Genomic DNA, 25,464 nt, shown 5'->3' with positions numbered 1-25,464 from the left:
GCGCACCTCATTGAAAGGCCTAGGCAAGCATGACCACAACTGATTTTTCGACACCGCCGCAACCGCAACTGGATACCGGACCGCTGTCCTGGGTGATGGTCGAGATCCGCGAATCGCTGGCGCGCTCCAGGACCGCGCTGGTCGAGGCGGGCGGCAGGGCGGCGGAAGATCAGGCGACGCAGCTGCAGCATGCGAAATCGCATCTGCACCAGGCCCACGGCGCGTTGCAGATGGTCGACATCGACGGTGTGAGCCAGATGACGCAGCTGGCCGAGGCGGCGCTTGACCGCTTCAAGGCCGGCACGGTCAAGTGCAGCACCGATCATGTGGAGGCGGTCTCGCAGTTGTACCAGGCGCTGGTCGAGTATCTGGAGGAGCTGCTGGAGGGCGCGCCGTCGCAGCCGGCCAGGCTTTTCCCTTACTACCGCGCGGTGCAGGAGATGATAGGCGCCGACCGCATACACCCGGCCGATTTGTTCTTCCCCGATCTGTCCGCGGCGCCGGCCCCCGACTTCGCCGAAGGCGGCGAGGGCGCCGACGCGCCGGCCGACGCCGTGGCCGACGCCGTGGCCGACTACACGGCCTACCGACAGCGTTTCGAACGCGCGCTGCTGCCTTACATGAAAAGCACCGAGCCGGGGCAACAGCGGCAACACGCCGCCGCGCTGCTCGACGCCGTGAAGCTGGTCGCCGACGCCCAGCGCGACGCCAAGGCCCGCACCTTCTGGCTGGCGATGCAGGGCTTCGCCGAGCTGGTGGCCGACGGCGAGCTGGCCGGCAGCCTGTATGTGAAACAGCTGTTCGGGTTGATCAATCTGCAAATCCGCCGTCTCAGCCAGGGCACCGTCGCCCAGCCGGACACGATGCTGCGCGACGCGCTGTTCTTCATCGCGGCGGCCGGCGCCGGCACCGAATCGCCGACGGCGAGAACCATGCGCGCCGCCTTCGCGCTCGACGGCCTCGCGCCGGACGACTACGAGACCCGCCGCTATGGCCAGATCGACAGCGAGGCGCTGGAACGCGCCAAGACCGGCATGGCGCAGGCCAAGGCCAGTTGGGACAGGCTGGCCGACGCGGAAATCGATCCGGGTCTGGATGTCGCCTTCGACACCGCGCTGGCCGATGTGGCGGGCGAATGCGACAAGTTGAATATGCCGGCCCTCGGCGCGCTGATGCGCCAGTTGGCCGAGGTGGCCCGCACCGCCGTCGCGGCCGGCCGCAGCGAGGAGCTGGCGCTGGAAATGGCCACCGCGCTGCTGTTCGCCGAGCATGGCCTGGAACAGATCCGCCACCTGCCGACCGACTTCGCGGCGAACGCCGATACGATCGGCGCGCGCTTGCTGGCGCTGGTCTCCGGCGATACGCCGCCGGAGCCGGCGCAGTGGCAAAACGGTTTGGCGCGGCAGATGCGGCAGGACGACACCGCGATCGCGCTGGCGCTGGAAATGAAGACCGGCTTGCGCCAGGTGGAGAAGGTGCTCGACGAGTACTACATCGATCCGTCCAAGCGCGCGGCGCTGGCCGAACTCGATCCGGTGCTGCACCAGCTGCAGGGCGCGCTGGCGATGCTCGATCAGGAAGACGCGATGAAGGCGGCGCTGCACGTCAAGGCGTCGGTGCAGGCGCTGGCTGCCGGCGGCGGCGATCCGGCGCTGCAGGCGAAGACGCTCGACGACATCGCGCAGAATGTCGGCGCGCTGGGCTTTTTTGTCGATATGCTGGCGCAAAACGCGGCCGGCGCGCGCCAGCGTTTTACCTTCGATGCGCAGCAGGGGACCTTCCGTTCGGTGCCGTTCAAGAAGATGGCGGAATCGGAGTCGATACCTGTGCTGGATCAGGAGGTGATGGCGCCCGCGCCGGCGTCGATGCCGGCCGAAGCGCCGCCGCCCGCCGCCAGCGACGCGGCGGTGGAGGCCGAACTGCTGGAGATCTTCATCGCCGAGGCGCGCGAGGTGCTGGACTTTGTCGATGAAACGCTGGGCAAGCCGCGTTCGGCATTCGGCGGCGAGCAGTCGCTGATCATGTTGCGCCGCTCCTTCCATACGCTCAAGGGCAGCGGACGGATGGTGGGGCTGAACCAGTTCGCCGACGCCGCGCATGCGGTCGAGCGCGTGATGAACACCTGGCTGGCCGAGGAGCGGCCTTTGTCCGATGCGCTGTTCGAGTTGCTGGCCGCCGCCGCGCGGGAGCTGGGTGCATGGGTCGGGGAGCTGGCGTCCGCAGGCGTGTCGGCACGCAACGCCGACGCTTTGACGGCCGCCGCCCTGCGTGTTCAGGAGGGCGGCGAATTCTTCATCGAAGACGCGGCTGCGGCGCCGGAGGCGACCGAGGCGCCTGTGGCGATCGAGGCATCCGAGGTCGCCGAGCCGCCGCCGGCCACCGAACCGGTGCCGGTCGCCGAGCCGTCAACGCCACCTGCGGCGCCGTCCACCACCGGCAACGTCATCGAGTTCCCCACCGTCGCGCCGCCGCTGGCGCCGCGCGACGACAACGTCAAGCATATCGGCGAGCTGGCCATCCCCCTGCCGTTGTACAACATCTATCTGCACGAAACGGACGAACTGGTTCGCCTGCTGCAGCAGGACTTCGGCGAGTGGCGCCATGAGCCGCGCCGGCCGGTCAATCCCGAGGCGTTGCAGGCGTCCCACACGCTGGCCGGCACGTCGGGCACGGTCGGCTTCAAGGTGTTGCGCGAAGTGGCGCTGGCGCTGGAGGCCACGCTGGAATCGCTGCTGCCCCCCGCTCCGCATCTGGATCAGGCGCAGCACGACCTGCTGGACTTCGCGATAGAGCGCATCCGCCAGATGCTGCAAAGTTTTGCGCAGGGTGGGATGCCGGCCGCGCAGCCGGAACTGGTCACCGCCTTGCAGCAGTTGAGCGAGGAACTGGCCGCCACGCCACCCGGCGCCGGCCGGGATATCGAAGCGCGCCTGGACGATCTGGTGGCGGAGACGATGGAGAACATCGCCTCGCCGCCGCAGTCGACGGAGCCGGAGGCGGAGGACACGCCGCTGGACCGTTTGTTCAGGGACGCCTACGAAGTGCTGAGCGGGAGCGTGCCGGAATCGGAAGTCCCCGCGTCCGCGCCGGAGCCGAAAAAGATAGAAGCGCGCGCCGATGACAGCATCGATGACCTGTTCAACGCGGCCTTTGACGACGCCTTTGCCGAGCCGCCCCTGAACATCGCCGCGCCGTCGGAACCGGAAATGGAGCCGGAGCCGCAGCCGGAAGTGGCGCCCGGGCCGGAAGCGGAACCCGAGCCGGAACACGAACCCGAGCCGGAAGCCGAACCCGAACCCGAGCCGGAAGCCGAGCCGGAACCCGAGCCGGAACCGGCACCGGAACCCGAACCCGAGGCGGAATCCGAACCGGAACCCGCCGCCACGCCGGACGCCGAGATCATCGAACTGGCCCCGGCCGAGCCGGAAATTCTGGCCGCCGCCCCCGCGCTCTTCAACGACGAGCTGGACGCCGACCTGCTGCCGGTCTTCGTCGAAGAAGGCGCCGACCTGCTGCCGCAAGTGGGCGAAGCGTTGCGCGCCTGGCAGCATAATCCCGCCGACACGTCCCACGCGCAAGGCCTGCTGCGCCTTCTGCACACCGTCAAGGGCAGCGCGCGCATGGCCGGCGCGATGCGCCTGGGCCAGCACGCGCATGAAATCGAAACCCATATCGAAAACATGGTGCACGCCGGCTTCGCCACGCCGCAGGCGTTCGACGAGCTGCTCGCGCACTACGACCACGCCTTGCTGCTGTTCGAGCAGTTGCAGCATCCGGACGCGCTCAAGTCCGTCCCGGCCGAGGCGGGTGTGGCAGGCCTTGCCGCCGATATCGACAGCATGCAGGCCGGCACCCCGGCGACGGCGGGTGGCGATGCGGCGCCCGGCGCCGACATCGCGGCCGCGGACGACGTGGCCACCGCTGCGTCGGCGATACCGCCGGGCGAGGAGCCGCCGGCCGGCGCCAAATCGCCGCTGGTGCGCGTGCGCGCCGACATCCTGGACCGGCTGGTCAACCAGGCCGGCGAGGTATCGATCTCGCGCTCCAAGCTGGAGAACGAAGTGGCCACCTTGCGCTCGTCGCTGCTGGACTTCTCGGAGAACCTGACCCGCCTGCGCCGCCAACTGCGCGAGGTGGAAATGCAGGCCGAATCGCAGATCGCCTCGCGCATGTCGGTGTCGAGCGAGCGCGAATTCGACCCGCTCGAATTCGACCGCTTCACCCGCCTGCAGGAGCTGACCCGCATGATGGCGGAAAGCGTCAACGACGTCGCCTCGTTCCATGAAAGCTTGACCCGTGGCGTCGACGCCGCCGGCAACGATCTGGTGCTGCAAGCGCGCCTGACGCGCGACCTGCAGCGTGACCTGATGCGGGTGCGCATGGTGCCCTTCGCCAGCATCTCGGAGCGGCTGTTCCGCGTGGCCCGTCAAAGCGCCAAGGAAGTGGACAAGCGCGTCAACCTGGACATTCGCGGCAGCGCCGTGGAGATCGACCGCAGCGTGTTGGAGCGCATGGCCGCGCCGTTCGAACACCTGCTGCGCAACGCCATCGCCCACGGCGTGGAGTCGCGCGCCGCCCGGGCCGAAGCCGGCAAGAGCGAGACCGGCGAGCTGCTGGTGCAGGTCACGCAGCAGGGCAACGAGGTTGTCATCGAATTTTCCGACGACGGCGCCGGCCTCGATCTGGACCGCATCCGCGCCAAGGCGATCGGCAGCGGCCTGCTGCACGAGGGGGACGAGGTCACCGACGCGCAGATCGCCGACCTGATTTTCGAGCCGGGCTTCTCCACCGCCGAATCGCTGACCGAGCTGTCGGGGCGCGGCGTCGGCATGGACATCGTGCAGTCGGAGGCGCAAGCGCTGGGCGGGCGCGTCGACCTGTTCTCCGAGCGGGGCAAGGGTACGCGCTTCACCATCCACCTGCCGTTGACCCTGGCCGTCACCCAGGTCGTGCTGCTCGACGCCGGCGGCAAGACCTACGCCTTCCCGTCGATCCTGGTCGAACAGGTGCTGCAGATGAAGGACGCGGCGCTGGCCGACGCGCATCACAGCGGCTTCGTGCCGATCCAGGGGCACCAGGCGGCGCTGCATTACCTGCCCGCCTTGCTGGGCGAGGCGGATGCGCCGCCGCCGTCGCAGCGGTCGGCGCCGGTGATGATGCTCAAGAACGGCAACGAGCGGCTGGCGGTGCAGGTCGACGAGGTACTGGGCAACCGCGAGGTGGTCATCAAGAACATCGGTCCGCAGTTGTCGCGCATGGCGGGCATCGCCGGGGCGACGGTGCTGGGGACGGGCGATATCGTGCTGATTCTGAATCCGGTGGCGCTGGTGCAGCATCTGGCGCATCAGCCGGAGGCGCGGCGGCGGTATGCGCAGGCGGCCAATCCGGCGGCGCCGGCGCGTCCGGGCGCGCGCTCCATCATGGTGGTCGATGATTCGATGACGGTGCGGCGCGTGACCCAGCGCTTGCTGGAGCGCGAAGGCTACAACGTCCTGCTGGCCAAGGATGGCGTGGACGCGCTCGAGCAGCTGCAGGACATGACGCCGGATTTGATGCTGGTCGATATCGAGATGCCGCGCATGGACGGCTTCGACCTGACACGCAACGTGCGCGGCGACGACCGGACCAGGGAGATTCCGATCATCATGATCACGTCGCGCAGCGCCGACAAGCACCGCAATTACGCCTTGCAGCTGGGCGTGAACGCGTATTTCGGCAAGCCGTTCCAGGAGCCGGTGCTGCTGGAAGCGATCAGCGGCTTATTGAAATAACCGCGCTTATTCCGGCTGCGCGGGTTTCTTCACCACCTCGTAGCGCTCCAACGTGCGTTTGCGCGCTTCGTCGTGCATCACGACCGGTGCCGGATAATCGAGCGGCGGCATGCGCGGGGTTTGCCATGGTGCGTGGATTTCCTTGTCACCGAGGTCTTTCAACTGCGGCAGATAGCGCCGGATGAATTTACCGGCGCCGTCGAATTTCTCCGATTGCGTGATCGGATTGAAAATCCGGAAGTACGGCTGCGCGTCGCAGCCCGACGACGACGCCCATTGCCAGCCGCCGTTGTTCGACGCCAGGTCGAAGTCGTTCAGCTGCAGCGCGAAATACGCCTCGCCGCGCCGCCAGTCGATGCCCAGGTCCTTGATCAGGAAGCAGGCCGTCACCATGCGCAGGCGGTTGTGCATATAGCCGGTCTGGTTCAGCTGGGCCATCGCCGCGTCCACCAGCGGATAGCCGGTGCGGCCTTCGCACCAGGCGGCGAACAATGCATCCGCCTCCGGTCCCGTCTCCCATTGAATGGCGTCGTAGGCCGGCTTGTAAGCGCCGCCGACCACGTGCGGATTGTGGAACAGGATCATCGCGTAGAACTCGCGCCAGATCAGTTCGGCCAGCCAGACCGGCGCGCCTTCGCCGCCGGCGCCGCGCGCCATCAGGTCCACCACCGTGCGCACCAGATGGCGCACCGACAGGGTGCCGAAGCGGAAATGCAGCGACAGGTACGACGGCCCCTTGACCGCCGGATAGTCGCGCGCCGTCTTGTAGTCGGCGATGCGCGGCAGGAAATCGTCGAACAGCGCCGCCGCGCCGGACATGCCGGTCGGAATAGCGAGCTCGGCCAGATTACTCGGCTCGAAGCCCAACTCGGCCAGGGTCGGCAGCGCCGGCGCGGGCGAGGGCGGCGGCGCCAGCCGCGCCGCGTGCGGTCCGATGTGGTATGGCGCCAGCACCGACGGATCGGCCGTCATCTTTTTCAGCCAGGCGTTCTTGTAGGGCGTGAATACCGAGAACACGCCGCCGGTTTGCGACAGCACTTCGCTTTTTTCAAAGATCACCTGGTCCTTGTAGCTGAAGAACCGGCGGCCGGCCGCTTCCAGCGCCCCGGCCACGGCGGCGTCGCGGGCGATCGCTTGCGGTTCGTAATCGTGGTTGCAAAACACGGCGTCGACGCCCAGTTCGGCCGCCAGCGCCGGGATGTCGGTGACCGGATCGGCATGGCGCACGATCAGGTGGCCGCCCAGCTGGCGCAGCTCGTCGGCCACCTCGGCCAGGCTGGCATGGATGAAGTCGACGCGGCGGTCGCGGCGCGGCAGGGCGTCCAGGATGGTCGTATCGTAGACAAAAACACAATGCACGGCGGCGCTGTCCTGCAGCGCCTGATTCAGGGCGACATGGTCGAACACGCGCAAATCGCGGCGCAGCCATACCAGGGACGATTTCAGTTTCATTCGGTCTGTGTCAATCTCGTGGGGGAACGCAATCATGGCCGCACCCTCAATTCAGTGTAAACTATCGGTGAGAGGGACAGCTGCTAGCGGCGCGATGTTACAGCATTTGTCCAGGACAAGGCGAGGGAACTAGTGCAGGACCCAGCGGCGGCACGGTAAGATCACGCACCCAGCACAGAGAGAGCAACGCGTATGAAGAAGAGCAAAATCGGCAAAACTCTACCTGTATCGGCCCTGAGCAAGGGAGAATCCCGGGAGGAGATGGACGAACTGGGCCCCATCGGCACCGGCGGCACCCCATCCTTGAACCTGGCTAATCATTTCCTAATTGCAATGCCTTCCATGCAAGACCCGGTCTTTGGCGGCACCGTCGTATATGTCTGCGAGCACAACGAAAACGGCGTGTTGGGCGTGGTGATCAACAAACCGACCGATATGACCATGCAAGTGTTGTTCGAACGCATAGACTTAAAGCTGGAGGAGGGCCCGGGCCTGGAATCCCACGTGGACGAGCCCATCATGTTCGGCGGCCCGGTGCAGGACGACCGCGGCTTCGTGCTGCACACGCCGGGCCAGCGCTACTCGTCGTCGCTGACGGTGACCAAGGATATCGCCTTCACGACGTCGATCGACGTGCTCGAGGCCGTCGCCGCCGGCGAGGGCCCGCCGCAAATGCTGGTGTCGATCGGCTACTCGGGCTGGAGCCCGGGCCAGCTGGAGGAGGAGATCGGCCGCAATGGCTGGCTCACCGTCGGCGCCGATCCCGACATCCTGTTCAACCTGCCCATCGAGGAACGCTACACGGCCGCCATGCGCCTGCTGGGCATCGATCCGCTGATGCTCACGTCCGAGGCCGGCCATGCGTGAGTTCGGTCAACCGTGAGCGTCGACACCATCTTCGCTTTCGATTTCGGCGTCAAACGGATCGGCGTGGCCATGGGTAACACGATGATTCGCCAGGCCCAGCCAGTCAAAGTCATCGCCGCCATCGACAACGCCACGCGCTTTGCCGCCATCGGCGCCTTGCTCGACGAATGGAAACCCGCCCGCCTGGTGGTCGGCCTGCCGATGCATCCCGATGGCGCCGAGCACGACATGACGGCGCGCGCGCGCAAGTTCGCCAACCAGCTGCACGGCCGCTTCAACCTGCCGGTCGAGCTGGTCGACGAGCGCTATTCGTCGGCGGTCATTTCCGCCAGGCGCGGCGAGGTCATCGACGACCGCGCCGCCGCCATCATCCTGCAACAATATTTCGACGCAACCTAGCGAACCACCATGTCCACACTGAACCCCCACCAACTCGATGCCGAGACGCTGTACGCGGCCCTGCTGGCCGACGTCAAGGCCGGCCTGGAAGGCGTGTCCGACGTCGCCATCGTCGGCATCCACTCCGGCGGCGCCTGGATCGCCGAACGCCTCGCGGCCGACCTCGGCCTGTCGGCCCGCTGCGGCGTGCTCGACGTCTCGTTCTACCGCGACGATTACGCCAAGAAGGGCTTGCCGGCCGAGGTCAAGCCGACCAACATCTGCTTCGACGTCGCCGCCGCCAACATCCTGCTGGTCGACGACGTGCTCTACACGGGCCGCACCACGCGCGCCGCGATCAACGAGCTGTTCGACTACGGCCGCCCGGCGCGCATCATGCTCGCCGCGCTGGTCGACCGCAGCGAGCGCCAGTTGCCGGTGGCCGCCGATTTCGTCGCCGCGCACGTGGCCGTGCCGCCGGGGCAGGCGCTGGTGCTCAAGCGCGCCGACGATGGACAATTCACGCTTACCCTAGACCACGCATAACATCACGACCCCCACCACCATGCTCAATCCGCAACTGAATAAAAACGGCGAACTCCAGCACCTGCTGTCGATCGAGGGACTGCCCAAGTCCATCCTCAATCACATCCTGGACACCGCCTCGTCGTTCGTCGGCATCTCGGACCGCGACGTCAAGAAAGTGCCGCTGATGCGCGGCAAGTCGGTGTTCAATCTGTTCTTCGAGAACTCGACGCGCACCCGCACCACCTTCGAGATCGCCTCCAAGCGGTTGTCGGCCGACGTCATCAACCTGAACATCCAGGCCTCGTCGGCCAGCAAGGGCGAATCGCTGCTCGACACAATCGACAACCTGTCGGCCATGCACGCCGACATGTTCGTGGTGCGCCACGCGCAGTCGGGCGCGCCGTACCTGATCGCCAAGCACCTGCACGACACCAGGCAGTCGCACGTGCACGTGGTCAACGCCGGCGACGGCCGCCACGCGCACCCGACCCAGGGCCTGCTGGACATGTACACGATCCGCCACTACAAGAAGGACTTCACCAACCTGACGGTGGCCATCGTCGGCGACATCCTGCACAGCCGCGTGGCGCGCTCGGACATCCACGCGCTGACCACCTTGGGCGTGCCGGAAGTGCGCGCGATCGGCCCGCACACGCTGCTGCCGGGCGGCCTGGAGCAGATGGGCGTGCGCACCTTCACCAACATGGAAGAGGGCTTGAAGGGCGTCGACGTGATCATCATGCTGCGCCTGCAAAACGAGCGCATGAGCGGCGCGCTGCTGCCGTCGGCGCAGGAATACTTCAAGAGCTACGGCCTGACGCCGGAGCGCCTGGCGCTGGCCAAGCCGGACGCGATCGTCATGCACCCGGGGCCGATGAACCGCGGCGTGGAAATCGATTCGGCGGTGGCGGACGGTCCGCAGGCGGTGATTTTGCCGCAGGTGACGTTCGGCATCGCGGTACGGATGGCGGTGATGAGCATTGTGGCGGGAACGCAAGGATGAAAGCAGGAATGAACTCGAATAAAACTCTCCATATCAAGAACGGCCACCTGGTCGACCCGGCCAACGGCATCGACGCCAAGCACGACCTGTACATCGCCGACGGCAAGGTGCTGGCGGTGGGCGCGGCCCCGGCCGGCTTCACCGCCGACCACACCATCGACGCCGCCGGCCTGATCGTTTCGCCCGGCCTGGTCGACCTGTCGGCGCGCTTGCGCGAGCCGGGCTACGAATACAAGGCCACGCTGGAATCGGAAATGCAGGCGGCGATGCAGGGTGGCGTGACCAGCCTGATCTGCCCGCCGGACACCGATCCCGTGCTCGACGAGCCGGGCCTGGTGGAAATGCTCAAGTACCGCGCCAAGACCTTGAACCAGGCCCACGTGCACCCGCTGGGCGCGCTGACCGTCGGCCTCAAGGGCAAGGCGCTGACCGAGATGGCCGAACTGACCGAAGCGGGCTGCATCGGCTTCGCGCAGGCGGAAGAACCGATCGAGGACACCAACGTGCTGCTGCGCGCCATGCAGTACGCCAAAACCTTCAACTACACGGTCTGGCTGCGCCCGCAGGACGCGCACATCGGCCGTGGCGGCATCGCCGCCAGCGGGCCGCTGGCGTCGCGCCTGGGCCTGTCGGGCGTGCCGGTGATGTCGGAAACCATCGCGCTGCACACCATCTTCGAATTGATGCGCTCGAGCGGCGCCCGCGTGCACCTGTGCCGCCTGTCGTCGGCCGCCGGCCTCGAGCTGGTGCGCCAGGCCAAGAAGGAAGGCTTGCCGGTCACCTGCGACGTCGGCGCCCACCACGTGCACATGACCGACGCCGACATCGGCTTCTTCGACTCCAACGCGCGCCTGACGCCGCCGCTGCGCAGCCAGCGCGACCGCGACGCCATCCGCCTCGGCCTGCTCGACGGCACCATCGACGCGCTGTGCTCGGACCACACGCCGGTCGACGACGACGAGAAACTGTTGCCGTTCGGCGAAGCCTCGCCCGGCGCCACCGGGCTCGAGCTGCTGCTGTCGCTGACCTTGAAATGGGCCGACGACTATGCCGCCGGCCAGCACCACGGCGCCGGCAAAGCCGCCCCGCGTCCGCTGGCGCGGGCCATTTCGCGCATCACGGCCGACGCCGCCCGCGTGGCCGGCCTGGCCGCCGGCACCTTGTCGGTCGGCGCGGTGGCCGACGTCTGCATCTTCGATCCGCAGGCGACCTGGACCGTCGAAGCGTCGGCGCTGGCCAGCCAGGGCAAGCACACGCCGTTCATCGGCTACAACCTGACCGGGCAGGTGCAAACCACCATCGTGGCCGGCCACGTCGCCTACCAACGCGGCTGAGCGGCTGATTTTCTGGATGAAAATTTCAATGATCTTCCGCCTGACGCGGGTGATGTTGCACGTGCTGTCGGGGATGGGAATCTGCGCCACGGTGTTCCCGTGGATTAGCCAGCACAAGCGTAACGCGCACATCCGCCGCTGGTCGACCCGGTTGCTGAAGATGTGCAACGTCGAGGTCGAGCAGCAGGCGGCAGCGCCGATGCTGGAGCGGGCGGTGGTGGTGGCCAACCACGTGTCGTGGCTGGACATCTTCGTCGTCCACAGCCTGCACCCCAGCCATTTCGTCGCCAAGGCGGAAATCCGCTCGTGGCCGCTGGCCGGCTGGCTGGCGGAGAAGGCCGGCACCGTCTTCATTTCGCGCGGCAACCGGCGCGATCTGCGGCATATCTTCAAGGGGCTGGTGACGACGCTGGAGCGCGGCGAGCGCGTGGCGTTCTTCCCCGAAGGCACCACCTCGTCGCAGGGCAACCTGCTGCCGTTCCACGCCAACCTGTTCGAGGCGGCGATCGACGCCAGGGTGCCGGTGCAGCCGGTGGCCTTGTCGTACGTCGATCCGACGGGCGCGCGGCATCCGTCGGTCGATTTCATCGGCGACATGACCTTCGCCGAGAGCATCATCGCCATCCTCGACGGCCCGCCGGTGCTGGCGAAGTTGATGGTGCTGGCGCCGATCGACACCATCGGCGCGCACCGCCGCGAACTGGCCGAGGTGACGCACCAGGCGGTGGCCGCCGCGCTGGGCGTGACGGCGGCGCCGCATTGAGGGCACGGTGAAGCATGCCGGGCCACGGACAAGCAGGGCGGATTAGCGCGGCGTAATCGGCGTTGCGCCTGACCCGCCCTGCAGATCGCCGCGACCCATCAGGCTTTCTTCTTGTCGCTCGGCTCCTGGAACTGCGGGCATTGCACCTGCAGCAGGCTGCGGTCCTCCAGACACACCGCCGACAACTGCCCGCCCCACACGCAGCCACTGTCGAGGCCGATCAGGTTGGGCTTCAACGTCAGCCCCAGCGCCGACCAGTGCCCGAACACCACCGTGTCGCGCGCCGTGCGCCGCCCCGGCACCTCGAACCACGGCATCAGGCCCGAGCCTTCCTCGGCCGTGCCGCTTTCCTTCATCTTGAAATCCATCACGCCGTCGGCGCTGCAAAAGCGCAGCCGCGTCATGGCGTTGATGATGCAGCGCAGCCGGTCGGCGCCGCGCAGCCCGTCCGACCATCGGTCGGGCAGGTTGCCATACATCTCGGCCAGGAACTCGGCGAAGCTGTCGTCCGGGCCGCGCAGCATGTCCTGCACCTCGCCGGCCAGCGCGATGGCCTGGTCGGCGCTCCACTGCGGCAACAGGCCGGCGTGCACCAGCACGTGGCCCTGCACCCGGATCGCCAGCGGACGGCGCCGCACCCAGTCGATCAGCTCGTCGCGGTCGGGCGCGTGCAGGATGTCGGCCAAGGTGTCGGACTTGTGCTCGGCGCGGATGCCGTAGGCCACGGCCAGCAGGTGCAGGTCGTGGTTGCCCAGCACGCTGTCGATGAGGCCGCCGCTGGCCATGCACAGCTTGCGCACGTGGCGCAGGGTGGCCAGCGAATCCGGGCCACGGTTGATCAAGTCGCCCGCGAACAGGATGGCGGGCTCGGCCACGCCGACCTCGGCCGCGTGCGCGCGTATGCGGTCGAGCATGGACAAGGCCTGCTCGTGACAGCCTTGTAAATCCCCGATTACATAGGTTTTCATATGGAAGCTCTCTGGTTCGTTGCTTTGGAATCTGAATTACCCTGAAATCAGAGTGCGAATGTTGATTTTTGCCCGTAGGCAGCGCAGTTTCACATAAAATCACTCTTACGACTGTTTTGACTCTTGCTGCGGGATACTAAATGATTTTTGTTACAGGTGGTGCCGGGTTCATCGGTTCAAACTTTGTCATCGACTGGTTGGCGCAGTCCGACGAGCCGGTGGTCAATTACGACAAGCTGACCTATGCCGGCAATCTGAACAACCTGGCGTCGCTGAAAAGCGACCCGCGCCACATCTTCGTGCGCGGCGACATCTGCGACCAGGCCCAGGTGCTGGCATTGTTCGAACTGCACCAGCCGCGCGCCGTGGTGCACTTCGCGGCCGAAAGCCATGTCGACCGCTCGATCCTCGGCCCCGGCGAATTCATCAACACGAACATCAACGGCACCTTCAGCCTGCTCGAAGCCACGCGCGCCTACTGGTCGGCGCTGCCGGACTCGGAAAAGGCGGCGTTCCGCTTCCTGCACGTGTCAACCGACGAGGTCTACGGCACGCTCGGCCCGGACGACGCGCCGTTCAGCGAGACCACCGCGTTCGCCCCGAACAGCCCGTACTCGGCGTCGAAGGCCGCGTCCGACCATCTGGTGCGTTCCTATCATCATACCTACGGCTTGCCGACGCTGACCACCAACTGCTCGAACAATTACGGTCCGTATCATTTCCCGGAAAAACTGATCCCGCTGATCATCGCCAACGCGCAGGCGGGCAAGCCGCTGCCGATCTACGGCGACGGCCAGCAGGTGCGCGACTGGCTGTACGTGAGCGACCATTGCGCCGCGATCCGCCGCGTGCTCGACGGCGGCCGCCTGGGCGAGACCTACAACGTCGGCGGCTGGAACGAGATGGCCAACCTGGACGTGGTGCACACCCTGTGCGACATGCTCGACCGGCTGCGGCCGAAGGCGGACGGCGCCAGCTACCGGGACCAGATCACCTACGTCAAGGACCGTCCCGGCCACGACCGCCGCTACGCCATCGACGCCCGCAAGCTCGAGCGCGAACTGGGCTGGAAGCCGGCCGAGACCTTCCAGACCGGCATCGCCAAGACGGTGCAGTGGTATCTGGACCACCAGGCATGGGTCGACGACGTGCAGTCGGGCGGCTACGCCAAATGGGTGGAAACCAACTACTTTAATCGCGAAGGCCAATCATGATGGGCACCACCCACGAGAACCGCCGCAAGGGCATCATCCTGGCCGGCGGCTCCGGCACCCGCCTGTATCCGGTGACGATGAGCGTGTCGAAACAGCTGCTGCCGATCTACGACAAGCCGATGATCTACCATCCGCTGACGGTGCTGATGCTCGCCGGCATGACCGAGATCCTGCTGATCTCGACGCCGCAGGACACGCCGCGCTTCCAGGACCTGCTGGGCGACGGCAGCCAGTGGGGCATCCACATCAGCTACGCGGTGCAGCCGTCGCCGGACGGCCTGGCGCAAGCCTTCATCATCGGCAGGGAATTCGTCGGCGATGCGCCATCGGCGCTGATCCTGGGCGATAACATCTATTACGGCAACGATCTCGACGCGCTGCTCAACCACGCCAGCGAGCAGGCCAGCGGCGCCACCGTGTTCGCCTACCACGTGCAAGACCCGGAGCGCTACGGCGTGGTCGAATTCGACGGCGGCCGCCAGGCCGTGTCGATCGAGGAAAAACCCAAGCAGCCCAAGTCCAATTACGCGGTCACCGGCCTGTATTTCTACGATAACCAGGTGTGCGACATCGCCGCCGGCATCAAGCCGTCGGCGCGCGGCGAGCTCGAGATCACCGACGTCAACCGCGTCTACCTCGAGAAACAGCAGCTCAACGTCGAAGTCATGGGGCGCGGCATGGCCTGGCTCGACACCGGCACCCACGAGTCGCTGCTGGAGGCGGGCCAGTTCATCGCCACCATCGAGAAACGCCAGGGGCTGAAGGTGGCGTGTCCGGAGGAAATCGCCTATCGCAAGGGTTATATCGATGCGGCCCAGCTGCGCAAGCTGGCCGAGCCGCTCAAGAAGAACAATTATGGCCAGTATCTGCTGCAGATCCTGGAAGACAAGGTCGTGCCACGATGAAGGTTGTCACTACGCCGCTCGAAGGGTTGCTGGTGCTCGAACCGCGCGTGTTCGGCGACGAGCGCGGCTTCTTCTACGAGAGCTACAACGCGCGCCAGTTCGCCGCGGCCACCGGCGTGGCCGCCGAGTTCGTGCAGGACAACCACTCGCGCTCGCGCCGTGGCGTGCTGCGCGGGCTGCATTACCAGATCCAGCAGCCGCAGGGCAAGCTGGTGCGCGTGACGGCCGGGGCGGTGTTCGACGTCGCCGTCGACATCCGCAAGGGCTCGGCGACGTTCGGCCAGTGGTACGGCGTCGAACTGAGCGCGGAAAACATGCGCCAGATGTGGATACCGGCCGGCTTCGCGCACGGCTTCGTGGTCACCAGCGAGCACGCCGAGTTCCTCTATAAAACCACCGACTACTGGGCGCCCGAGCACGAGCGCGCCATCCTGTGGAACGATGCGGCGATCGGCATCGGCTGGCCGCTGGACGTGACGCCGACCTTGTCGCCCAAGGACCAGGCCGCGCTGCCGCTGGCCGCCGCCGAGGTGTTCGCGTGAAGATTTTGCTGACCGGCAGCACCGGCCAGGTCGGCTACGAGCTGGCGCGCAGCCTGCAGGGCGTGGGCGAGGTGGTGGCGGTGGACCGGCAAGTCATGGACCTGTCCGATCTGGACCAGGTGCGCGACGTGATCCGCCAGGTCAAGCCGGGACTGATCGTCAATCCGGCCGCCTACACGGCGGTCGACAAGGCCGAGGGCGAGCCGGCGCTGGCGCACCGGGTCAACGCCGAGGCGCCGGCGCTGATGGCGCGCGAGGCCGCGCTGCTGGGCGCGGCGATGGTGCATTACTCGACCGACTACGTGTTCGACGGCAGCGACCCGTCGGCGCGGGTGGAGGGCGACGCCACCGGGCCGCTCAATGTCTACGGCGCCAGCAAGCTGGCCGGCGAGCAAGCCATCATCGCGGCCGGCATTCCGCACCTGATCTTCCGCACCAGCTGGGTCTATGGCATGCGCGGCAAGAACTTCCTGCTCACCATGCTGCGCCTGGCCAGGGAGCGCGACGAGTTGCGGGTGGTGGCCGACCAGCACGGCGCGCCGACGTGGAGCCGCACCATCGCCGACACTTCGGCGCTGGTATTGTCGCAGGCGCGCGCCGGCGGCGCCGACTGGTGGACCCGCAACAGCGGCGTTTATCATTTGAGCGCGCAGGGCCGCACCACGTGGTTCGAGTTCACCCAGGCGATCGTCGAGGCCGCCGGGCTCGAATGCCGCGTGCTGCCGATCGCCAGCGCCGAGTACCCGACGCCGGCCAGGCGGCCGCAATACTCGGTGATGTCGTCGCAATTGCTGATGACGCGCTTTTGCCATCTGCCGGACTGGAAAGCGGCGCTGCGCCTGTGCATGGAGTGAGCGCGGCCGCCATTTGTATCGATTGGTAAGCATTTCCGCCCGACCACTTTTCTGCTGTTATGATGCCGGCGCATAGACAAAAGCCGGCCGCTCCGCCGCGAGGCGATTCCCCGTTATCAATTCAGGATTACCGCGGCCAATCCGGTACAATCGCGGGTTAGCGTGCCGATAACCCGGCGGACGAAGGCTATCCCAAGCGCATCCGGTAATTTTGTATAGATAAAATATGTTTTCCTTTTTACTGAGCTTTGTCGCTTCCGCGCTCCTCACCCTGCTGGTCATCAAAGAATCAAGATTGCACGGGCCGGCGCTGGATTCGGACTTCCTCGGCGTCCAGAAAGTGCACGCGCACCAGGTCGCCCGGATAGGCGGCTTGTCGATCTTTTTGTCGGTCGCGCTCAGTTCCGCCATTTCGGTTTGGCGCGTGCCGTCGATGGGCAATTGGTTGTTTTCGCTGCTGGCGTGCGCGTCGATCGCCTTCGTCGGCGGCATCGTCGAGGATTACACGGGCCGCGTCAGCGCCACGCGCCGCTTGTTGCTGACCATGGCCGCCGCCGCGCTGGGCTACCTGCTGCTCGACGCCCGCATCGACCGCATCGATTTTCCGTTCGCCGCCTGGCCGATCCAATATGTGTGGATCACCCTGCCGCTGACGGTCCTGGCGGTGGCCGGCGTGGCCAACGCCGTCAACATCATCGATGGTTTTAACGGCCTGGCCAGCGTGGTCTGTATTTGCATGCTGCTCTCGCTCGGCTATGTGGCCTTGCAGGTCAATGATATGTTCGTGCTGATCGCGGCGCTGATGGTGGCGGGCGCCACCGCCGGTTTCCTGATCTGGAATTATCCGGTCGGCATGATATTCCTGGGCGACGGCGGCGCGTATTTCATCGGCTTTATGTTGGGCGAGTTGGCGTTGTTGCTGGTAATGCGCAATCCTCAAGTTTCTACCTGGTACGCCGCGTTGTTATTAATTTATCCGACGTTTGAAACCTTGTTTTCCGTTTATCGACGAATGTTCGTCCGTGGCAAGTCTCCCGCCATGCCCGACGGTATCCACCTGCATAGCCTGATCTTCCGCCGCATCGTGCAATGGGCGGTCGGCCGTAAAGAAGCGCGCGCGCTAATCCGCCGCAATTCGCTGACGTCGCCGTATTTATGGATGTTTTCGCTGATGGCGGTGATACCGGCCACGGTATTCTGGCGCCACACCTGGGTATTAATGGTGTTCTGTATTTTGTTTATCAGCAGTTACATCTGGATTTACGTGCGCATTGTCCGCTTTAAGGCGCCGCGCTGGATGATACGCCATAAGAAATTGTGATTTTTCCGGATTGAGGTAATATATTCGCGCAGCGCTTTATATTGTCATCACTTTAAAGGAAAGCCAAATGGACCTGTCGAATATGTCTTCCGCGGATTTGCGTAATCTGCAAGAGCAAGTGAAACGCGAATTGAAACAGCGCGAGGGTCAGGATCTGGCCAAGGCCCGCGAACAAATATTGGCGATCGCGCAAAGCGTCGGCATGCCGCTCAAGGAGCTGGTCGGCGGCGTCAGCACCGCCCGCGGCGGCAAGAAAACCGGTTCGGTGGCGCCGCGCTACCGCAACCCGGCCGACGAATCCCAGCAGTGGACCGGCCGCGGCCGCCAGCCGAAATGGGTCAAGGAATGGCTGGACGCCGGCAAAGACATCGCCGGCCTGAAAGTTTAAGCGTTTTATCCCCGTGACGGGCGGGCGGGGGCTTGCCTGCCGCCGGCATCGCACTTACACTATGATGTTGTGTCCCGCCACCACGCGGGCGGCACCCTTTTTCCCTAATCCGCGTCCATCCGGCAAGGCAGTCCGCTACGCCACTGCATCGCTCCGGCACGCATATCACAATCCAATATGGTCTCCTTATCCAAAACGATCTTCAAAGCTTACGACATTCGCGGCATCATCGATAAAACCCTGGATGCCGGCGTCGCGCGTTCGATCGGGCAGGCGTTCGGCCAGGCCGCGCTGGCCAAGGGCGAGACCAGGGTGGTGATCGGCCGCGACGGCCGCCTGTCCGGACCGTCGCTGGCGGCGGCGCTGGCCGAGGGCCTGCAACTGGCCGGCGTCGACGTCATCGATCTGGGTGTGGTGGCCACGCCGATGGTCTATTTCGGCACCAACGTGCTGCGCGCGGCGTCGGGCATCATGGTCACCGGCAGCCACAATCCGCCGGACTACAACGGCTTCAAGATGGTGCTGGCCGGCGAAGCGATCCACGGCGAGGCCATCACCTCGCTGTACCAGCGCATCGTCGACCATGACGGTTCGTCCGCCGCCGCCAAGGGCGCATACAGCACCCACGACATCCGCGCCCAGTACCTCGAGCGCATCATCGGCGACGTCAAACTGGCGCGTCCGATCAAGATCGCCGTCGATTGCGGCAACGGCGTTGCCGGCGCCTTCGCCGGCGACCTGTATCGCGGCATGGGCTGCGAAGTGGTGGAGCTGTTCTGCGAAGTGGACGGCAATTTCCCCAACCACCACCCGGACCCGGCGCACCCGGAAAACCTGCAGGACCTGATCCGCGCGCTGCGGGAGACCGACGCCGAAATCGGCATCGCCTTCGACGGCGACGGCGACCGCCTGGGCGTGGTGACCAAGGATGGCCAGATCATTTATCCGGACCGCCAGATGATGCTGTTCGCGGCCGACGTGCTGACCCGCCATCCGGGCGCGCAGATCCTGTACGACGTCAAATGCACGCGCCACCTGGCGCCGTACATCGCCAAAAGCGGCGGCGTGCCGCTGATGTACAAGACCGGCCACTCGCTGGTGAAGGCCAAGCTGCGCGAAACCGGCGCCCCGCTGGGCGGCGAAATGAGCGGCCATATCTTCTTCAAGGACCGCTGGTACGGTTTCGACGACGGCCTGTACTCGGGCGCGCGCCTGCTGGAAATCCTGACCCGCGAAGCCGATCCGTCGGCGCTGCTCAATGCCCTGCCGCAGTCGGACAGCACCCCCGAGCTGCACCTGCACCTGAGCGAAGGCGAGAACGTCATCGTCATGGACAAGCTGCGCGCGGACGCGGAATTCCCGGGCAATGTGCAGATCATCACCATCGACGGCCTGCGCGTGGAATACGAGGACGGCTTCGGCCTGGCGCGTTCGTCCAACACCACGCCGGTGATCGTGATGCGCTTCGAAGCGGAGACGCCGGAAGCGCTGGCGCGCATCCAGGGCCAGTTCAAAAGCGTGATCCTGGCCGCCAAGCCGGACGCGGAACTGCCTTTCTAAGCGATGTCCCCGCGCACGGGCGTTGGCAAGCCGCTCAACATCTTGCTGGTGCGCGTCTCCTCGCTGGGGGACGTGCTGCACAACCTGCCGATGGTGGCCGACATCGCCCGCCGCTTCCCCGATGCGAACATCGATTGGGTGGTGGAGGAGGGTTACGTCAGCCTGGTGCGGCTCAACGCCCGCGTGCGCACCATCATTCCGTTCGCGCTGCGGCGCTGGCGCAAAAGCCTGGGCAAGCCGGAGACGCGGGCCGAGATCAAGGCCTTCTTCCGCACCCTGCGCCAGCAGCGCTACGACTACGTGTTCGACACCCAGGGGCTGCTCAAGACCGGCATCATCATGGGCGCCGCGCGGGTAGCCGAGGGCGGCCGCAAGGTCGGCCTGGCCAACGGCAGCGAGGGCTCGGGCTACGAGGGCGTCTCCCGCATCTTCCATAACCTGAGCATTCCGACCGATCCGCGCACGCACGCGGTGGCGCGCGGCCGCCTGGTGGCCGCCGCCGCGCTGGGCTACCAGGTCGACACGCCGGCCGATTTCGGCCTGCCGGAGGTGTCGGCCGACGAGCCGCGCCCGGCCTGGATGCCGGCCGAACCCTATGTGGTGTACTTCCACGGCACCGCGCGCGATCCGAAGAAATGGGCGCCGCAGAACTGGATCGCCCTGGGACGCGAGCTGGCGCCGATGCCGATTTTGCTGCCCTGGGGCTCGCCGAAGGAGCAGGCCGAGGCCGAGCACCTGGCGGCCAATTTGCCTAACGCGCGCGTGCTGCCCAAGCTGTCGATGGCCGACGCCATGCTGCTGGCGCGCCATGCGGGCCTGGTGATCGGCGTCGACACCGGCTTGACGCACATCGCCGCGGCCTTCGTGCGGCCGACGGTGGAAATCTACGCCGATTCGCCGCGCTGGAAGACCGAGGGCAACTGGTCGCCGCGCATCATCAATCTGGGTGATCGCGGCGCGCCGCCTTCCGTGTCCGAAGTGCTGGCCGCGGCCAAAAGTTTGCTGGGCTGAGTTCCATGCGTATTTTCTATTCCGTGATGTGGTGGCTGGCCATGCCGCTGGTGCTGGCGCGTTTGTGGCTGCGCGGCCGCAAGGAGCCCGGCTATCGCGAGCACTGGGGCGAGCGGCTGGGGTTTTACGACGCCTCGACCACGTCCTCGTCTTCGTCCGCATCCCCGGTGCTGTGGGTGCACGCGGTGTCCGTCGGCGAAACCCGCGCCGCCGAACCGTTGATCGACGCGCTGCTGGCCGAGTATCCGAACGGCCGCATCGTGCTGACCCACATGACGCCGACCGGGCGCGCCACCGGCAAGTCGCTGTTCGCCAAACATGGCGCGCGGCTGGTGCAGTCGTATCTGCCGTACGACACCGGCACCATGGTGGGTCGCTTCATCAAGCATTTCAAGCCGGCGGTCTGCATCCTGATGGAGACCGAGGTCTGGCCGAACCTGATCGCCACCTGCGGCGCGCGCGGCGTGCCGGTGGTGTTGGCCAACGCCCGCCTGTCCGAGCGCTCGCTGCGCAAGGCCGGGCGTCTCGGTTCGCTGATATTGGACGCGGCGCACGGCATCTCGCTGGTCGCCGCGCAAACCGAGGCCGACGCCCAGCGCGTGCGCTCGCTCGGCGTCAAGCGGGTGGAGGTCACCGGCAGCATCAAGTTCGACGTGGTGGTGCCGGAGACGGCGCTGGCCACCGGCGCGGCGCTGCGCAAGGCCATCGGCGCGCGTCCGGTGCTGCTGTTCGCCAGCACGCGCGAGGGCGAGGAGGCGTCGATACTGCAGGCGGTGCGCGAAGGGCGCTCCGAGCTGCCAGCAAACGTTTTGCTGTTGATCGTGCCGCGCCATCCGCAGCGCTTCGACGAGGTGGCGAAGATGGTGGGCGAGGCCGGACTGAATGTGCAGCGGCGCAGCGCGCTGGCGCTGGACGGCGCGGCCGAAGCGTCGATTCCCGCTTACATCGACGTGTTGCTGGGTGATTCGATGGGCGAGATGTTCGCCTATTACGCGGCGTGCGACTGCGCGTTCGTCGGCGGCAGCCTCCTGCCGCTGGGCGGGCAGAATTTGATCGAGCCGGCGGCCCTGGGCAAGCCGGTGCTGATCGGGCCGCATACCTTCAATTTCGCCGAGTCGACCGAGGATGCGCTGGCCGCCGGCGGCGCGCAGCGCGTGGCCGACGCCGCAGCGCTGGTGACCGCCGCCGCCACGCTGTTGCGCGACGACGCGGCGCGCGCCTCGATGGGGCGGGGCGCGCTGGCGTTCGCCAACCAGTACCGGGGCGCCACCCGCCGCACGTTGGCGTTGTTGGCGCCGCTCCTCAAACGCTGATCCGGCGGCCCCTATCCGCCGCCGATCCCCTCGGTGATGATGCCGCTGCCGCCGCAGTTGCTGCACGGGATGGTGTCGTCCTCGTCGAGGACGCGGCCGGTGCCATGGCAGATCGGACAGACGTCGTCGCCGGTGCCGGGCGTGCCCGGAGCCGCTTCGTCGCCGGGATTGACGGGTGCGTTTTCGCTCATGATCGCCTCCTAAAAATAGTGGTCGAATCATTGTAGACCGGCCGTTGCCGCACCCCGATCCGATTGAATTTGAGCAATGAATGCGAATCTTACAGGGCGGATCAGGCGGCACGCCGTAATCCGCCATGGGCCGCCGACCGCGCGTGCTTAAGCAGCCATCTCCGTATCTTCCGCGAAGCGCAACACGTCCGCGTTCTGACGGCAGAAGCGCGTCGCGGCCTTGTAGCCGACATCGAACAACAACTGCATATTCGACGACGACCAGTCCATCGTGTACGGAATGTGCTGATCCGGCACGGCGGCCATCAATTCCAGCTTGAGCATGTGGCGCTTCGGCTCGCCGGTTTGGTGGTCGGTGTTGTGCTCCAGCTCGAACAAACGCAACTGCTGCTTCGAAATGTTGACCAGCGGCGTGATCATCGAACCGACCCACGAATCGTACAGGTCGCGCGGCTTGCGCAGCAGGCGTTCGTCGCCCAGGATGTCGAGCACCACCAGCACGTCCGTATCCACGTGCTCGCCCTTGCCCTCGATGAACGGGTCGAAATTCAACGTCTCCAGCGCCGCGCCTTCGATGTAGTCCTCGCCGTCGATCGTGGTCGGCGCGTACAGGAACGGGAACGACAGCGCGGCGCGCACGTGTTCGACCTGGATTTCGCGCTTGTCCCAGATCTTCATGCTGTGCTGGTTCAGGTTGTAGGCGTTGATGTAGAACTCCGGCTTCATCGTCGAGATGGCCGAGAAGTCGATCGTGCCTTCCAGGAACGGCGCGTGGGCGCACAAACCGAGGCTTTTCGACGACAGGCTCGACGGCGACATGGTCGACATCATCAACTGGGTCCAGTCGGCCCATGGCACCGAACCACCCATGACTTTTTGCAGGCCCGGAAACACCGAATTGCCGGCATGGGGCGAGAACACGCCCCGGAAGGCGTCCGCTTCCTTGCCCGGCTTATGGAAAAGCTTGTAGTTAACAGGCATCATTTTGTAGATGGTGTCGGCCACGCCGGTGTCGGCCCAGCGCTTGAGCGCCTCGCGCGGCGAACCCTCCAGCGGCGCGGTGTAGAGCAGCCCCATCAACACACCCGCGCCCGAGGCGGAAATCACGTCGAACTCAACCTCCTGGTCGAGGAATGCAGCCAGCGCACCCGCTATCAATGGTGAATTTGGCGCACCACCACCCAGTACCAAACCCATCTTCTTGGTTGCACCTGCCTGACCCATATAACCCCCGTTTTTAGTGACACAATTTGCCGTTACTTGATTCGAATCAAATCAAACATGAGACAAAATATCACAGATAATTCCGTACGGCAATTAAATTGTGCGGTGCAATATGATAGTGACAGGCTATGGCGAACTCAGCAGTAAGAGGGAAGATGGCTGCAAAAGCACGCAGAATGCAGTGATTTCAGGCGAACAGCACCGGCAGCTCCTGCGCCCGTTTGCGCAGCAGGTTCTTCGCTTCGTCGTACTCGGGGTAGATGCGGCCGACGGTGTTCCAGAAGTCGGCGCTGTGGTTCATTTCCAGCGTGTGCGCCAGTTCGTGGGCGACCACGTAGTCGATCAGCGGCAGCGAGAAGTGGATCAATTTCCAGTTCAGGCGGATCTTGCGGTCGACCGTGCACGAACCCCAGCGCGTGCCGGCCGACGACAGGCCGAACGAGTGGTAACTGACGCCCAGGCGGCCCGCGTACAGGTCCAGGCGCTGCTCGAACAGCACCTTGGCCTCCTGCTGGTACCACGACTTGACGCGCTCCTTGAGCAGCGTCTCGGTGGCGCCGGGCACCAGCACCATCGACAGCTCGCGCGTGGCCGGGTTGTAGCTGGAGCGATTGCGCCCGCCCACGAGCAGCCGCAACGTGATGTCGGCGCCCAGATACGGAATCTGCGCGCCGTCGATCCATTCCACCGGCGGCTTTTGCAGCCGCGCGGCGCGGCGCTCGCGCCGTTCCTTGAGCTTGCCCAGTATCCAGTGCTGTTTGGTGCGGATCGCGTTGTCGATTTCGGCGATGCTGATGCGCTTGGGCGCGGTCACGCGCAGGCCGTCGTCGTCGATCATGAAGCCGATCGAGCGGCGCGTGGAACGCCGCAGTTCATATTCGAGGATGAATTCACCGACCATCAACTGGCGCTTGGCCGTCGGCGGCTGGTCGGCCGGCGGTGGCGCCACGCGCGGCTTGAGCGGGACCGCGGTGGTGGGCGGCGCTATGTACGGGGAAATCGGAGGAGGCTTGCTGGAGGAAGGAGGCACCGACCACACCGGCGAGGTGTAGACGGGTTTGGCGGAGGAAGCTTGACCCTGCGCCTGCGCCTCCCGTGCGAACAGGTCGAGCTGGCTGGCGTCGTCTTGCGGCGACGCCGGCTTCACCAACGTGGCCAGGTCGTCTAGCCAGCGTTGTAGGCGTGGGGCGAAATGACGCGCATTTCTGATTCTATCCAAGTTTCCACCTGTTGCATCATGCCGTCCGGAGTTTGTCCTTCGGGCGAAATTGGCTTACCTATCGATACTGTAACAAGGCCGGGCCGTTTGATGAAAGAGTTTTTTGGCCAGCACTCGCCGGAGTTGTGCGCGATCGGCACCACCACGGCGCCGGTGGCGATGGCGAGGCGCGTGCCGCCGCTTTTGTACTTGCCGGCCTGGCCGACGGGAATCCGCGTCCCTTCGGGGAACATGATAATCCATTGGCCGTCGGCCAGCCGGCGCTTGCCGTGGCGGACCACGTGCTTGAACGCGTTCTTGCCTTGCTTGCGGTCGATCGGAATCATGCGCAGCAGCGCCATCGCCCAGCCGAAGAAGGGAATATAGAGGATTTCCTTCTTGAACACGAATACCAACGGGCGCGGCAGGTTAGGCAGCAGGAAGATGGTTTCCCACGCCGACTGGTGTTTCGACAGCACCACCGCCGGCGCGTCCGGGAAGTTTTCGGCGCCCTTGATCTCGTAGCGGATACCGCAGATAACCTTGGCGCACCAGACGATGAACACATTCCAGCGCGCGGTGACCCAAAAGCGCTTGTTGTAAGGCAGCGGCGCGGCCAGGAAGCAGACCAGCGCCCAGACCACGGTCGATATCACCATGATGATGGTGAAAATCAGGG

The 25,464-nt window shown here is 65.7% G+C and carries 22 protein-coding genes; 16 read left to right on the top strand and 6 right to left on the bottom strand.

The window, feature by feature from the left end; translation table 11 throughout:
• The first annotated feature begins 29 nt into the window (after nucleotides 1-29).
• A complete protein-coding gene (locus BMX85_RS21820) occupies nucleotides 30-5,771 on the top strand; it encodes a hybrid sensor histidine kinase/response regulator (protein ID WP_090323644.1) in 5,742 nt (1,913 codons plus the stop codon).
• 6 nt (nucleotides 5,772-5,777) lie between these two features.
• On the opposite strand, the gene BMX85_RS21815 is transcribed toward BMX85_RS21820, so the two are convergent.
• The gene (locus tag BMX85_RS21815; RefSeq protein WP_090323641.1) at nucleotides 5,778-7,223 is read right to left on the bottom strand and encodes a cryptochrome/photolyase family protein; all 1,446 of its coding nucleotides are present in this window, start codon (nucleotides 7,221-7,223) and stop codon (nucleotides 5,778-5,780) included.
• Nucleotides 7,224-7,484: 261 nt separating this feature from the next.
• Here BMX85_RS21815 and BMX85_RS21810 point away from each other — a divergent pair, with 261 nt between their 5' ends.
• The 6 genes from BMX85_RS21810 to BMX85_RS21785 are packed head-to-tail and all read left to right on the top strand — an operon-like array spanning nucleotide 7,485 to nucleotide 12,096.
• On the top strand, nucleotides 7,485-8,090 hold the full coding sequence (locus tag BMX85_RS21810) for a YqgE/AlgH family protein (protein WP_373923994.1): 606 nt from the start codon (nucleotides 7,485-7,487) through the stop codon (nucleotides 8,088-8,090).
• Nucleotides 8,091-8,102: 12 nt separating this feature from the next.
• Nucleotides 8,103-8,489 carry a Holliday junction resolvase RuvX gene (ruvX, locus tag BMX85_RS21805; protein WP_090323636.1) on the top strand — a complete coding sequence of 129 codons (387 nt, stop codon included), beginning with the start codon at nucleotides 8,103-8,105 and terminating at the stop codon, nucleotides 8,487-8,489.
• Between the two features lie 9 nt (nucleotides 8,490-8,498).
• Nucleotides 8,499-9,014 carry a bifunctional pyr operon transcriptional regulator/uracil phosphoribosyltransferase PyrR gene (gene pyrR, locus BMX85_RS21800; RefSeq protein ID WP_090323633.1) on the top strand — a complete coding sequence of 172 codons (516 nt, stop codon included), beginning with the start codon at nucleotides 8,499-8,501 and terminating at the stop codon, nucleotides 9,012-9,014.
• A 19-nt stretch (nucleotides 9,015-9,033) separates the two neighbouring features.
• Entirely contained in the window at nucleotides 9,034-9,999 is a 966-nt protein-coding gene (locus BMX85_RS21795; RefSeq protein WP_090323630.1) for an aspartate carbamoyltransferase catalytic subunit, read from the top strand.
• An 8-nt stretch (nucleotides 10,000-10,007) separates the two neighbouring features.
• Nucleotides 10,008-11,333, top strand: coding sequence for a dihydroorotase (locus BMX85_RS21790; RefSeq protein WP_090323627.1), 1,326 nt, complete (start codon nucleotides 10,008-10,010; stop codon nucleotides 11,331-11,333).
• A 16-nt stretch (nucleotides 11,334-11,349) separates the two neighbouring features.
• Nucleotides 11,350-12,096, top strand: coding sequence for a lysophospholipid acyltransferase family protein (locus BMX85_RS21785; RefSeq protein ID WP_090323624.1), 747 nt, complete (start codon nucleotides 11,350-11,352; stop codon nucleotides 12,094-12,096).
• Between the two features lie 98 nt (nucleotides 12,097-12,194).
• Here the strand turns inward: BMX85_RS21785 and BMX85_RS21780 are convergent, their stop codons facing one another.
• Nucleotides 12,195-13,064 carry a symmetrical bis(5'-nucleosyl)-tetraphosphatase gene (locus BMX85_RS21780; protein ID WP_090323621.1) on the bottom strand — a complete coding sequence of 290 codons (870 nt, stop codon included), beginning with the start codon at nucleotides 13,062-13,064 and terminating at the stop codon, nucleotides 12,195-12,197.
• Nucleotides 13,065-13,204: 140 nt separating this feature from the next.
• Here BMX85_RS21780 and rfbB point away from each other — a divergent pair, with 140 nt between their 5' ends.
• The 9 genes from rfbB to waaA all read left to right on the top strand — a co-directional run bounded on the left by rfbB (nucleotide 13,205) and on the right by waaA (nucleotide 22,172).
• Nucleotides 13,205-14,278 (top strand): dTDP-glucose 4,6-dehydratase, encoded by a 1,074-nt coding sequence (gene rfbB, locus BMX85_RS21775; RefSeq protein WP_090323618.1) that lies wholly within the window; start codon nucleotides 13,205-13,207, stop codon nucleotides 14,276-14,278.
• Nucleotides 14,275-15,183 (top strand): glucose-1-phosphate thymidylyltransferase RfbA, encoded by a 909-nt coding sequence (rfbA, locus tag BMX85_RS21770; protein WP_229210611.1) that lies wholly within the window; start codon nucleotides 14,275-14,277, stop codon nucleotides 15,181-15,183. The genes rfbB and rfbA overlap by 4 nt, the downstream gene beginning before the upstream one ends.
• On the top strand, nucleotides 15,180-15,725 hold the full coding sequence (rfbC, locus tag BMX85_RS21765; RefSeq protein WP_090323612.1) for a dTDP-4-dehydrorhamnose 3,5-epimerase: 546 nt from the start codon (nucleotides 15,180-15,182) through the stop codon (nucleotides 15,723-15,725). Before rfbA ends, rfbC begins: the two co-directional genes overlap by 4 nt.
• A complete protein-coding gene (gene rfbD / locus BMX85_RS21760) occupies nucleotides 15,722-16,579 on the top strand; it encodes a dTDP-4-dehydrorhamnose reductase (protein WP_090323610.1) in 858 nt (285 codons plus the stop codon). The genes rfbC and rfbD overlap by 4 nt, the downstream gene beginning before the upstream one ends.
• A gap of 226 nt (nucleotides 16,580-16,805) precedes the next feature.
• Complete coding sequence (locus BMX85_RS21755) at nucleotides 16,806-17,900, top strand: glycosyltransferase family 4 protein (protein ID WP_090323607.1); 1,095 nt, start codon at nucleotides 16,806-16,808, stop codon at nucleotides 17,898-17,900.
• Between the two features lie 67 nt (nucleotides 17,901-17,967).
• Nucleotides 17,968-18,288 (top strand): H-NS histone family protein, encoded by a 321-nt coding sequence (locus BMX85_RS21750; protein ID WP_090323605.1) that lies wholly within the window; start codon nucleotides 17,968-17,970, stop codon nucleotides 18,286-18,288.
• Nucleotides 18,289-18,465: 177 nt separating this feature from the next.
• On the top strand, nucleotides 18,466-19,848 hold the full coding sequence (locus BMX85_RS21745) for a phosphomannomutase/phosphoglucomutase (RefSeq protein ID WP_090323603.1): 1,383 nt from the start codon (nucleotides 18,466-18,468) through the stop codon (nucleotides 19,846-19,848).
• A 3-nt stretch (nucleotides 19,849-19,851) separates the two neighbouring features.
• The gene (gene waaC, locus BMX85_RS21740) at nucleotides 19,852-20,859 is read left to right on the top strand and encodes a lipopolysaccharide heptosyltransferase I (RefSeq protein WP_090323601.1); all 1,008 of its coding nucleotides are present in this window, start codon (nucleotides 19,852-19,854) and stop codon (nucleotides 20,857-20,859) included.
• Nucleotides 20,860-20,864: 5 nt separating this feature from the next.
• Nucleotides 20,865-22,172: a lipid IV(A) 3-deoxy-D-manno-octulosonic acid transferase gene (gene waaA, locus BMX85_RS21735; protein ID WP_090323598.1), complete on the top strand. Its 1,308-nt coding sequence runs from the start codon at nucleotides 20,865-20,867 to the stop codon at nucleotides 22,170-22,172.
• 11 nt (nucleotides 22,173-22,183) lie between these two features.
• Here waaA and BMX85_RS21730 read toward each other — a convergent pair whose 3' ends face one another.
• From BMX85_RS21730 to BMX85_RS21715, 4 genes are all read right to left on the bottom strand, one after another.
• Nucleotides 22,184-22,363 carry a hypothetical protein gene (locus tag BMX85_RS21730; protein WP_177196846.1) on the bottom strand — a complete coding sequence of 60 codons (180 nt, stop codon included), beginning with the start codon at nucleotides 22,361-22,363 and terminating at the stop codon, nucleotides 22,184-22,186.
• A gap of 147 nt (nucleotides 22,364-22,510) precedes the next feature.
• The gene (locus tag BMX85_RS21725) at nucleotides 22,511-23,587 is read right to left on the bottom strand and encodes a patatin-like phospholipase family protein (RefSeq protein WP_090323592.1); all 1,077 of its coding nucleotides are present in this window, start codon (nucleotides 23,585-23,587) and stop codon (nucleotides 22,511-22,513) included.
• A gap of 187 nt (nucleotides 23,588-23,774) precedes the next feature.
• Entirely contained in the window at nucleotides 23,775-24,734 is a 960-nt protein-coding gene (locus tag BMX85_RS21720; RefSeq protein ID WP_177196845.1) for a M48 family metallopeptidase, read from the bottom strand.
• A gap of 17 nt (nucleotides 24,735-24,751) precedes the next feature.
• Nucleotides 24,752-25,444: a lysophospholipid acyltransferase family protein gene (locus BMX85_RS21715; protein WP_373923992.1), complete on the bottom strand. Its 693-nt coding sequence runs from the start codon at nucleotides 25,442-25,444 to the stop codon at nucleotides 24,752-24,754.
• Between the last annotated feature and the right edge of the window lie 20 nt (nucleotides 25,445-25,464).

This window comes from Duganella sp. CF517, assembly GCF_900110275.1.
Lineage (GTDB): Bacteria > Pseudomonadota > Gammaproteobacteria > Burkholderiales > Burkholderiaceae_D > Rugamonas.
This window is presented reverse-complemented; position numbering and strand designations above follow the sequence as displayed.

Bases quoted from the DNA above. Each gene is read 5' to 3' on its own strand.
- BMX85_RS21820 (WP_090323644.1), top strand. From the start codon at position 30: ATGACCACAACTGATTTTTCGACACCGCCGCAACCGCAACTGGATACC.
- BMX85_RS21810 (WP_373923994.1), top strand. From the start codon at position 7,485: ATGGACGAACTGGGCCCCATCGGCACCGGCGGCACCCCATCCTTGAAC.
- BMX85_RS21790 (WP_090323627.1), top strand. From the start codon at position 10,008: ATGAACTCGAATAAAACTCTCCATATCAAGAACGGCCACCTGGTCGAC.
- rfbB (WP_090323618.1), top strand. From the start codon at position 13,205: ATGATTTTTGTTACAGGTGGTGCCGGGTTCATCGGTTCAAACTTTGTC.
- BMX85_RS21715 (WP_373923992.1), bottom strand. From the start codon at position 25,444: ATGGTGATATCGACCGTGGTCTGGGCGCTGGTCTGCTTCCTGGCCGCG.
- BMX85_RS21780 (WP_090323621.1), bottom strand. From the start codon at position 13,064: ATGAAAACCTATGTAATCGGGGATTTACAAGGCTGTCACGAGCAGGCC.
- waaC (WP_090323601.1), top strand. From the start codon at position 19,852: ATGTCCCCGCGCACGGGCGTTGGCAAGCCGCTCAACATCTTGCTGGTG.
- BMX85_RS21815 (WP_090323641.1), bottom strand. From the start codon at position 7,223: ATGAAACTGAAATCGTCCCTGGTATGGCTGCGCCGCGATTTGCGCGTG.
- BMX85_RS21730 (WP_177196846.1), bottom strand. From the start codon at position 22,363: ATGAGCGAAAACGCACCCGTCAATCCCGGCGACGAAGCGGCTCCGGGC.
- BMX85_RS21755 (WP_090323607.1), top strand. From the start codon at position 16,806: ATGTTTTCCTTTTTACTGAGCTTTGTCGCTTCCGCGCTCCTCACCCTG.
- BMX85_RS21725 (WP_090323592.1), bottom strand. From the start codon at position 23,587: ATGGGTCAGGCAGGTGCAACCAAGAAGATGGGTTTGGTACTGGGTGGT.
- rfbC (WP_090323612.1), top strand. From the start codon at position 15,180: ATGAAGGTTGTCACTACGCCGCTCGAAGGGTTGCTGGTGCTCGAACCG.
- rfbA (WP_229210611.1), top strand. From the start codon at position 14,275: ATGATGGGCACCACCCACGAGAACCGCCGCAAGGGCATCATCCTGGCC.
- waaA (WP_090323598.1), top strand. From the start codon at position 20,865: ATGCGTATTTTCTATTCCGTGATGTGGTGGCTGGCCATGCCGCTGGTG.
- BMX85_RS21785 (WP_090323624.1), top strand. From the start codon at position 11,350: ATGAAAATTTCAATGATCTTCCGCCTGACGCGGGTGATGTTGCACGTG.
- BMX85_RS21745 (WP_090323603.1), top strand. From the start codon at position 18,466: ATGGTCTCCTTATCCAAAACGATCTTCAAAGCTTACGACATTCGCGGC.
- BMX85_RS21795 (WP_090323630.1), top strand. From the start codon at position 9,034: ATGCTCAATCCGCAACTGAATAAAAACGGCGAACTCCAGCACCTGCTG.
- pyrR (WP_090323633.1), top strand. From the start codon at position 8,499: ATGTCCACACTGAACCCCCACCAACTCGATGCCGAGACGCTGTACGCG.
- BMX85_RS21750 (WP_090323605.1), top strand. From the start codon at position 17,968: ATGGACCTGTCGAATATGTCTTCCGCGGATTTGCGTAATCTGCAAGAG.